Origin of the sequence: Nakamurella sp., assembly GCF_048594475.1 — a bacterium.
Lineage (GTDB): Bacteria > Actinomycetota > Actinomycetes > Mycobacteriales > Nakamurellaceae > Nakamurella.
The window spans coordinates 1-7,550 of sequence record NZ_JBMDXT010000214.1; the positions used below are offsets into that span (position 1 = coordinate 1).

Sequence of the window (7,550 nt, forward strand, 5' to 3'; positions counted from 1 at the left end):
GGGGGGGGGGGGGGGGGGCCGGGGCCGCACCGGGGGGGCCCGTCTGGGGTGGGGGGGGGGGGGGGGGGGGCGCGCGCCCCCCCCCCCCCCCCGGCCGGCGGCCCGTCATCCGTCCCGTCATCCGTCCCGTCGCCCGTCCCGTCGTCCGGTGCCGCGTCGGGCGAGCCCACCGACCCGTCCACCGCTCCCCCGGTGGACCCGCCGGCCTCGCCCGATCCGGCCGGCAACCAGGCGGCCGCCGCCGGTGCGCCGGGCTCGGCCCCAGCCGCCGCGCCGGCCCCCACCTCACCGCCGGACCGGGTCCGGATTCCCGCCCTCGGCGTCGACGCGGCGGTCACCCCGGTCGGGGTGGCGCAGGACGGCGAGGTCGAGGTGCCCGAGGACGTCTCCACCGTCGGCTGGTACCGGTTCGGTCCGGTCCCGGGCGCGGGCGGTTCGTCGGTGCTGGTCGGGCACGTGGACGACTACCGGCAGGGCGTGGGGGTGCTGGCCCGGATCGGCGACCTCAACCCCGGCGACACGGTCGAGATCGCCGGCGCGGACGGCAGCGTGCGCGGGTTCACCGTGGTCGCCCGGGAGCAGTGGAACAAGACCGAGGTGCCGCTCGATCGGCTGTTCGATCGGGGCGGGGAGTCCAGGCTCGTCCTGCTCACCTGCGGCGGCGCGTTCGACGACTCCCGGCTCGGCTACACCGACAACATCGCGGTCACCGCGATCCCGGCGACGTCATGACCTACTCTCAGGGGCGTGTCACAGCCCACCCAACCCCTCGGGGCACCCTGGCCCGGGGCAGATGAGGGCTGGGTGGACCGATTTCAGGCCGGTGACGAAGCGGCGCTGCGCGAGGCGTACGACCGCTTCAGCGGCATGGTGCTCCGGGTGGGTCTGCTGCGGCTGGGCAACCAGCACGACGCGGAGGACTTGGTCCAGATGGTCTTCGTGCGGGCCTGGAAGGGACGCGCCGGTTTCGACCCGACGAAGGGTTCGATCGGCGCGTGGCTGCTCGGCATCACCCGGCGGCTGATCGCCGACCGGTACGCCGCCCTCGACCGCGACCGGAAGATCGTGGCGGCGGCCGAGCAGGTGGCCCCGGCCGACGTCGAGTCGGCCCCGGCCGATCGGGTGGTCGACCGGGTCGTGGTCGGCAACGAGTTGGACAAGCTGCCCGCCGAGCAACGGCGGGTCGTGCTGCTGGCCTTCTACGGCGAGCTGAGTCATTCCCAGATCGCCGCGACGACGGGCCTGCCCATCGGCACGGTCAAGAGCCATATCAGGCGCGCCCTGATTCAACTCCGCAAGCGATGGGAGGTGGACGGTGCCACATCCTGACGAACCGACCTCGGTCGTCGCCGTGGGCGGTCCGCACCCCGACGCGGACGATCTCGCCCTGGTCGCGCTGGGCGAGAACCTCGGCGCCGACGTCCACGCACACATCTCCGCCTGCGCGCTGTGCGCGGCGCAGGTGGAGTCGTTCCACGGCACCATCGAGCTGGCCGGCCTGTCCGACTACGGTCGCGACGCCCCGCCGCCCGGCGATCACGTCTGGGCGGCCATCGCCGCCGAGCTCGGGTTCGCCGACCTGGCCGGCTCCGGCGCACCGGACACCGCCTCCGGGTCGGACGCCGGGCCGGGTCCGGAGGCCCCGATCGGCTCCGAACGCCCCGGTCCACGGCTGGTCGCGGTGCCCGACGCCGTCGAGCCGGGGCCTGGCCAGGGCGCGACCCCCGCGCCCGCTCCGACGTCGGGGCCGATCCCATCCGCGGCGCCGGGGCCGGTCGAGCCCGCGCCGCCGACCCCGCTGGCCCGCCGCCGCAACCGCTGGGTGGCCCCGATCGCCGCGGCGGTCGTGGGCATCGCCCTGGGCGCCGCCGCGGTCGTCGTCGTGCAGAACCGGGAGTCGTCGGTCGTCGTCGACGCCACCGCGCCGCTCACCCCGGTGCAGGGCGGCCCGTTGCCGACCTCGGACGGCCAGCTCGGCACCGCCGAACTGGTGACCGTGCGGACCGGCCAGCAGGTGCGGGTCGACGCCGCCTCCCTGCCCGCGGCGGCGACGACCGCCTACGAGGTTTGGCTGTTCGGCGACGACGGCCGGATGGTCTCCCTGGGCACCCTCGCGGACGGGTCCGGGTCGTTCACGGTGCCCGCCGGTATCGACACGACCCAGTACCGGACGGTCGACATCTCCGACGAACCGCCGGACGGCAATCCGGCGCACTCGGGGATCAGCCTCATCCGGGGCACGTTCGCCTGAGTGGCGCCCGGCCGTCGGCGACGGTTCCCTGGGGCCGGCATCGGGGCGCCCGGCCGTGGGTGGCGTCGACCATCGCGTCCGCCGGCCGGGCCTGACGGGGCCGGGTCGAACCCACCAGACCGGAGGCCCCGACCGGGGCCCCTCCCCGTTGCCGCCCGGCCCGGCGTGATCCCCGGCGGGATCAGCCCGAGCCGGCCGGATCAGCCGGTGGGATCGGCGATGCTGACCTGCAGCCCGCCGTCGACCCGGCGGAATTCGATCCGGTCCAGGGACGGCACGGACGGCGCGTCCAGGGCGTCGTGGGTCGTCAGCACGCCGACGACCGGGCAGCCCGCGGCCCGGGCCGCGGTGACCCCGGCGGGCGCGTCCTCCACCACCAGGCAGCGCTCCGGCGCGAAGCCCAGCGCCCGGGCGCCGGCCAGGAAGGGCGCCGGATCCGGCTTGCCCAGCACCACGTCGTCGGCGGTGACGACCACCTCAGGACGGGGCAGGCCGGCCGCGGCGATCCGGGCCGAGGCGAGCCGCACCGTCCCGCTGGTGACGATCGCCGCCCGGTCCGGCGCGAGGAGCGTCAGCGCGGCGATCGCCCCCGGCTGCGGCACGACCCCTTCCGTGTCGCCGGACTCGGTGGCGATCATGAACTCCGACACCGCGGCCACCCGGTCGGCCGGCATGTCCGGCTCCAGCCGGGCCAGCACCTGGCCGACCGGGACGCCGTGGATGTGCGGCTCCACCTCGGGCCAGGGCCGGCCGATGTGCTCGGCGAGCGCGCGCCAGCTGCGCTGCACGCTGCCGGAGGAATCGATCAACGTGCCGTCGAGGTCGAACAGGACGGCGTCCACGTGCCAGGTCGTCACGACCGGGAATGCTACGGGTCAGCCGGCCGCGGCCCGCAGACCCTCCAGCAGCGGCGTGGTCGGCCGGCCGATCAGCGCGGACAGCTCGCCGGTCACCTCTCCCAGCGCGCCGCCGGCGATGTCGCCGTCCAACCGCGCGACGAAACCGGCGGTGCCCTCGTCCATTCCGGTCTGCTGCAGGATGCCGATCAGCGTCGGCCCGTCGACGGCGCGGTACCGGACGGGCGAGCCCACGATCTCGGCCAGGGCCGCGGCGAGTTCGTCGTAGTCCCAGGCGTGATCGCCGCCCAGCTCGTACACCCGGCCCGCGTGGCCGTCCTGGGTCAGCACCGCGACCGCCGCGGCGGCGAAGTCCGCGCGGCTGGCCGACGCGACCCGACCCGCCCCGGCCGCGGCCACGAGAGTCCCTGTTTTCCGGGCGATCTCGATCTGCCCGAGGTAGTTCTCGGTGTACCAGTTGTTCCGCAGGATGGTCGCCGGCAGGCCGCTGGCGGCCAGGTACTCTTCGGTGAACTTGTGCTCCGGGGCGAGCACCAGGCTGCTGGTCGTGGCCCGCGGCGCCGAGGTGTAGACGACCCGGCCCACCCCCGCGGCCACCGCGGCGTCGATCACGGCCCGGTGCTGGTCGACCCGCTGCCCCACCTCACTGGAGGAGACGAACAGCAGATCGTCCACCCCCGCGAACGCGGTCGCCAACGCGTCCGGCTCGGCGTACGTGGCCGGCCGGACCTGGACCCCCTGGGCGGCCAGGCCGGTGGCCTTCGCCGGGTCGCGGACGACGGCGACGACGGACGCGGGGTCGACGGCCCGCACCAGGTCACGGACGACGAGGGCGCCGAGCTGGCCGGTGGCCCCGGTGACGGCAATGGTCATGGCAGATCCTTCCGTTTACTTGAACGCTCAAGCAACGGTACTCCATGCGCGCACCCGCCCGTCCGGACGGCCCCGGAACCGGCCCCGGGGCCCCCGCCCCGGTGGTGATCAGGCAGAGGTGGGCGTCGTCCGGCCGGCCCGGTCGAGGGGTCGGGTGCACCACGGGAGGGAATCCTGGGCGGTAGGCTTGCTCCGCTGCGTGTCCACCGGCTCGGGCCGGGACGCACGGTGCGCCCTCATAGCTCAGGGGATAGAGCATCGGTTTCCTAAACCGTGTGTCGTAGGTTCGAATCCTACTGGGGGCACCCACGCGGCCTGGCCCGCCGGCGGTGCCGGCGCGACTCGCACCGGCAGTGCCCGACGTTCGACGAGCGCGGCACCGGGGCCGGGGTGCCGCGCTCGTCGTCGGAGAACGCCCCGGGTCAGAGCGTCCGGGCGTGCGGATCGAAGTCGGCCGGCAGGGTGGGGATGGGCCCGACCGTGCTCTCGACGGTGACGAACCGGCCGTCGGCCGCGGACGTCTGGGCGGACAGCATGATGTCCAGGACGTGCAGTCCGAGTTCGCCGCTGGCGATGTGCGGCCGGCCCTCGGCAATGGCCCGCACCATGTCGAGCACGCCGAGACCGCGGCCGACGACCACACCCGCCTGCTCGACCTCGTGCCAGGACTGCTCGATCGTCGCGCCGTCGGACAGCACGCCCAGCGGCTTGACGTAGGCGATCCGGCCGGCGAACCGGTTCGGATCCGGCAGGACCAGACTGCCTTCGGTGCCGTGGATCTCGATGATCCCGTGGCGTTCGAGGGCCGAGTCGAAGCTCAGCAGGGTCTGCGCCTGCTGGCCGGCCTCGAACGCGGTGAGCACCGAGACGGTCGACGGCACCTCGACCGGGAACTCGGTGCCGGCGTGCGGGCCGGTGTGGATCCGGCGCTGCTCACGGGCCTTGGTCCCGATGGCGGCAACCCGGTCGACCGGTCCGAGAAGGCTGACCAGCGCGGAGAAGTAGTACGGCCCCATGTCCAGCAGCGGCCCGGCGCCGTGCGCGAACAGGAACCCCGGGTTGGGATGCCAGAGGTCCGGGCCCTGGGTCTGGAACGACGTCTGCGCGAACAGCGGCCGGCCGATCAGCCCCTCGGCGACGGCGCGCTTGGCCGTCTGAAACCCCGGTCCCAGCACGGTGTCCGGCGCCGCACCGATCCGAACCCCGGCGGCTGCGGCGTCCCGCAGCAGCGCGGCGCTGCTCTCGCGGTCCAGGCCGATCGGCTTCTCGGTCCACACGTGCTTGCCGGCCGCGACCGCGGCGGCCGAGACGGCGACGTGCACGGCGGGCACGGTCAGGTTCACGACCAGGTCGACGCCGGGGTGCGCGAGCACCTCGTCGGGCGTGCCGGCGGCCGGCACACCCCACTTCGCGGCCTGCGCGCGGGCCCGTTCGGTGTCCAGGTCGCCGAGGATCAGGACCTCGACATCCGGGAAGGACGTAAGGTTCTCGAGGTAGGTGTCGCTGATGACACCGACGCCGATGAAGCCGATACCGACCGCGCTCATCGGACGAACCCGCCGTCCCGCAGGAAGGCCAGGCTGGCGGCGATGTCGGTGAAGACGTCACCGGGAGCGTTGTCGTACTCGATGACGGCGTACGCCAACGCCGGCGCCGCCCGCAGCGCCGCATCCAGTGGAACCTCGCCGGTGCCGGCGTGCCGCTGGTCGAGGCTGTCCGAGCCGAAGGCGGGTGCGCCCGGTGCCCACGGGTTGGCGGTCGGGACGATGCCGTCCTTCACGTGCACGGCGAGCAGCCGTGAACCGAGCCGCTCGACCAGGGCGGGGACGTCCTGGCCTCCCGTCCGGGCCCAGAACAGGTCGAGCTCGAGCGCGACCCGGTCGTCGGTGAGGGCTACGAACCGCTCGTAGGCGCTGACCCCGTCGAAGTCGGCGATGAACTCCTGGGCGTGGTTGTGGTAGCCGACCGTCAGGCCGTAGCTCGCGGCCAGGTCGCCGGCGGCATTGAGTCGGTCCGCGATGTCGGCCACGCCCGCCTCGGTCAGCCAGCGCTGCGGGTCGACGAACGGGTCGATGACCGTCCGCATCCCCACGGTCGCCGCGGCCTCGAACACAGCCTCCGGCGCGGGGGTCGGGATGGAGCCGTCCGGCGTCCACAGCTCGTCGGACAGCAGGGGCGCATGGCCCGTCGGGGACGCCAGCCCGCTCGCGTCGAGGGCCGCCCGCAGCTCGGGAGCCCGGCGGACGAAGTCGAACGCCTCGACGTTCGTCAGCCCGGCCGCGGCCAGTCGGTCGAGGGAGCGGTGCATGTCGGCGGTGAACGCCTCGGCCAGCGTGTAGAGCTGGACCGATGCTTCGGGCAGGGTCACGGGGACCTTCTTTCCACGTCGTCGTTGGAGGGTCGTCGCTGGATGGTCGTCGCTGGAGGGTGGCGGTCGGATTGCCGGGTCGGAGCGCACCGGTTCGGACGGCGCCTGGCCACCACCGTAGCACAAAAAGCTCCACCTGGAGGTTTTTCCGACTATGCTGAGGGCATGGACGACACGGACCCGCCCGTCATCGGCCGTCGTGGCTCCTACGCCAAGGGCGTCGCCCGGCGGCAGGAGATCCTCGACCGGGCGATCGAGGTGTTCGCCGAGCGCGGCGCCTACGCCACCTCGCTGCGCAGCATCGCGCAGGCCCTCGGGATCTCCCATGCGGCGCTGCTGCACTACTTCGACTCGCGGGAGCAACTCCTCATCGCGGTCTACGAACACGCCGAGGCCAGGCGCGAGGCCGCCCCGGACGCACCGGAACCGGCCGGCCCGGTCGACGTCCTGACCCGGGCGGCCGGCGCCAACGTCGCGGTGCCCGGGCTGGTCGAGCTGTACTCGACGCTCGTGGCCGCATCGCTCGAGGCGGGCAACGTCACCGGCCGGTCCTATTTCGTCGGGCGTTTCGCCCGCGTCCGCGGCGACCTCGCCGAGCGGGTGCGCGACGGGCAGGCCCGCGGCGAGATCCGCACCGACGTGGACGCCGACCAGGTCGCGGCCCTGCTGGTCGCCGCGTCCGACGGCCTGCAGATCCAGTGGCTGCTCGACCCGAGCGTGCGGTTGGAGTCGCTCGGCACGCTGGCCACCCTGCTCCGTCCGCCGGCGCCCGACGTGACCGGGGATCGATCGGAGCGCTGACGCGGCACGCCACCCGGGCCGGCCCGGCATCCGGGACGTTCTGGGGGAACGGCCGTCTCGGACCGAGAGCCCATTCGGGCGACGGTTCCCCGCTCGCCGGCGTCGACCCGATCATCCGACAGCTGGCGCTGATGATCCACGGCGACCGCGACACCGTCGCCCCGCTCGACGATCTCGCGCACCTTCGTGCCCGCGGTCCAGGGGGTGCGTCTCGACGCGGGCCACTGGGTCCAGCCGGAGCGGCCCGACGAGGTCACCCACGCGATCCTGGACTGGTCGGGCCGGCTGCCCCGGCCCGCTCCCGCGCCGGGCGCCCGGCGGTCGAACGCGGGCCCTGACGCCGGACCCGGCCGTCACCCGCCACCGGCCGGCCCCGCGCCGGCCACCGGGGTCGCTCCGG

8 protein-coding genes, 1 tRNA gene and 1 pseudogene are annotated in these 7,550 nt (G+C 74.5%); 6 read left to right on the forward strand and 4 right to left on the reverse strand.

Features of this window, described 5'->3' with window-relative positions:
- Nucleotides 1-192 precede the first annotated feature (192 nt).
- From ACOJUF_RS09950 to ACOJUF_RS09960, 3 genes are all read left to right on the forward strand, one after another.
- The gene (locus tag ACOJUF_RS09950) at nucleotides 193-732 is read left to right on the forward strand and encodes a class F sortase (RefSeq protein WP_420121700.1); all 540 of its coding nucleotides are present in this window, start codon (nucleotides 193-195) and stop codon (nucleotides 730-732) included.
- Nucleotides 733-804: 72 nt separating this feature from the next.
- Entirely contained in the window at nucleotides 805-1,329 is a 525-nt protein-coding gene (locus ACOJUF_RS09955) for an RNA polymerase sigma factor (RefSeq protein WP_420121701.1), read from the forward strand.
- Nucleotides 1,316-2,251 (forward strand): anti-sigma factor domain-containing protein, encoded by a 936-nt coding sequence (locus ACOJUF_RS09960; protein WP_420121702.1) that lies wholly within the window; start codon nucleotides 1,316-1,318, stop codon nucleotides 2,249-2,251. Before ACOJUF_RS09955 ends, ACOJUF_RS09960 begins: the two co-directional genes overlap by 14 nt.
- A gap of 200 nt (nucleotides 2,252-2,451) precedes the next feature.
- Here ACOJUF_RS09960 and ACOJUF_RS09965 read toward each other — a convergent pair whose 3' ends face one another.
- Both ACOJUF_RS09965 and ACOJUF_RS09970 read right to left on the reverse strand, forming a co-directional pair.
- On the reverse strand, nucleotides 2,452-3,108 hold the full coding sequence (locus ACOJUF_RS09965; protein WP_420121703.1) for an HAD-IA family hydrolase: 657 nt from the start codon (nucleotides 3,106-3,108) through the stop codon (nucleotides 2,452-2,454).
- An 18-nt stretch (nucleotides 3,109-3,126) separates the two neighbouring features.
- Entirely contained in the window at nucleotides 3,127-3,981 is an 855-nt protein-coding gene (locus tag ACOJUF_RS09970; protein WP_420121704.1) for an SDR family oxidoreductase, read from the reverse strand.
- A 232-nt stretch (nucleotides 3,982-4,213) separates the two neighbouring features.
- On the opposite strand from ACOJUF_RS09970, the gene ACOJUF_RS09975 reads away from it, so the two are divergent.
- Nucleotides 4,214-4,286: transfer RNA gene (locus ACOJUF_RS09975), tRNA-Arg, on the forward strand.
- A gap of 117 nt (nucleotides 4,287-4,403) precedes the next feature.
- Here the strand turns inward: ACOJUF_RS09975 and ACOJUF_RS09980 are convergent.
- Together ACOJUF_RS09980 and ACOJUF_RS09985 are read right to left on the reverse strand one after the other, a co-directional pair.
- On the reverse strand, nucleotides 4,404-5,528 hold the full coding sequence (locus tag ACOJUF_RS09980; RefSeq protein WP_420121705.1) for a Gfo/Idh/MocA family protein: 1,125 nt from the start codon (nucleotides 5,526-5,528) through the stop codon (nucleotides 4,404-4,406).
- Nucleotides 5,525-6,349: a sugar phosphate isomerase/epimerase family protein gene (locus ACOJUF_RS09985; protein ID WP_420121706.1), complete on the reverse strand. Its 825-nt coding sequence runs from the start codon at nucleotides 6,347-6,349 to the stop codon at nucleotides 5,525-5,527. Before ACOJUF_RS09985 ends, ACOJUF_RS09980 begins: the two co-directional genes overlap by 4 nt.
- A gap of 165 nt (nucleotides 6,350-6,514) precedes the next feature.
- Between ACOJUF_RS09985 and ACOJUF_RS09990 the strand changes: the two genes are divergently transcribed.
- Nucleotides 6,515-7,150: a TetR/AcrR family transcriptional regulator gene (locus ACOJUF_RS09990; RefSeq protein WP_420121707.1), complete on the forward strand. Its 636-nt coding sequence runs from the start codon at nucleotides 6,515-6,517 to the stop codon at nucleotides 7,148-7,150.
- Nucleotides 7,151-7,336: 186 nt separating this feature from the next.
- Nucleotides 7,337-7,550, forward strand: a pseudogene (locus tag ACOJUF_RS09995) (hypothetical protein); the annotation flags it as partial.

Coding starts and splice junctions, on each gene's coding strand:
- ACOJUF_RS09990 (WP_420121707.1), top strand. CDS start 6,515: ATGGACGACACGGACCCGCCCGTCATCGGCCGTCGTGGCTCCTACGCC.
- ACOJUF_RS09970 (WP_420121704.1), bottom strand. CDS start 3,981: ATGACCATTGCCGTCACCGGGGCCACCGGCCAGCTCGGCGCCCTCGTC.
- ACOJUF_RS09980 (WP_420121705.1), bottom strand. CDS start 5,528: ATGAGCGCGGTCGGTATCGGCTTCATCGGCGTCGGTGTCATCAGCGAC.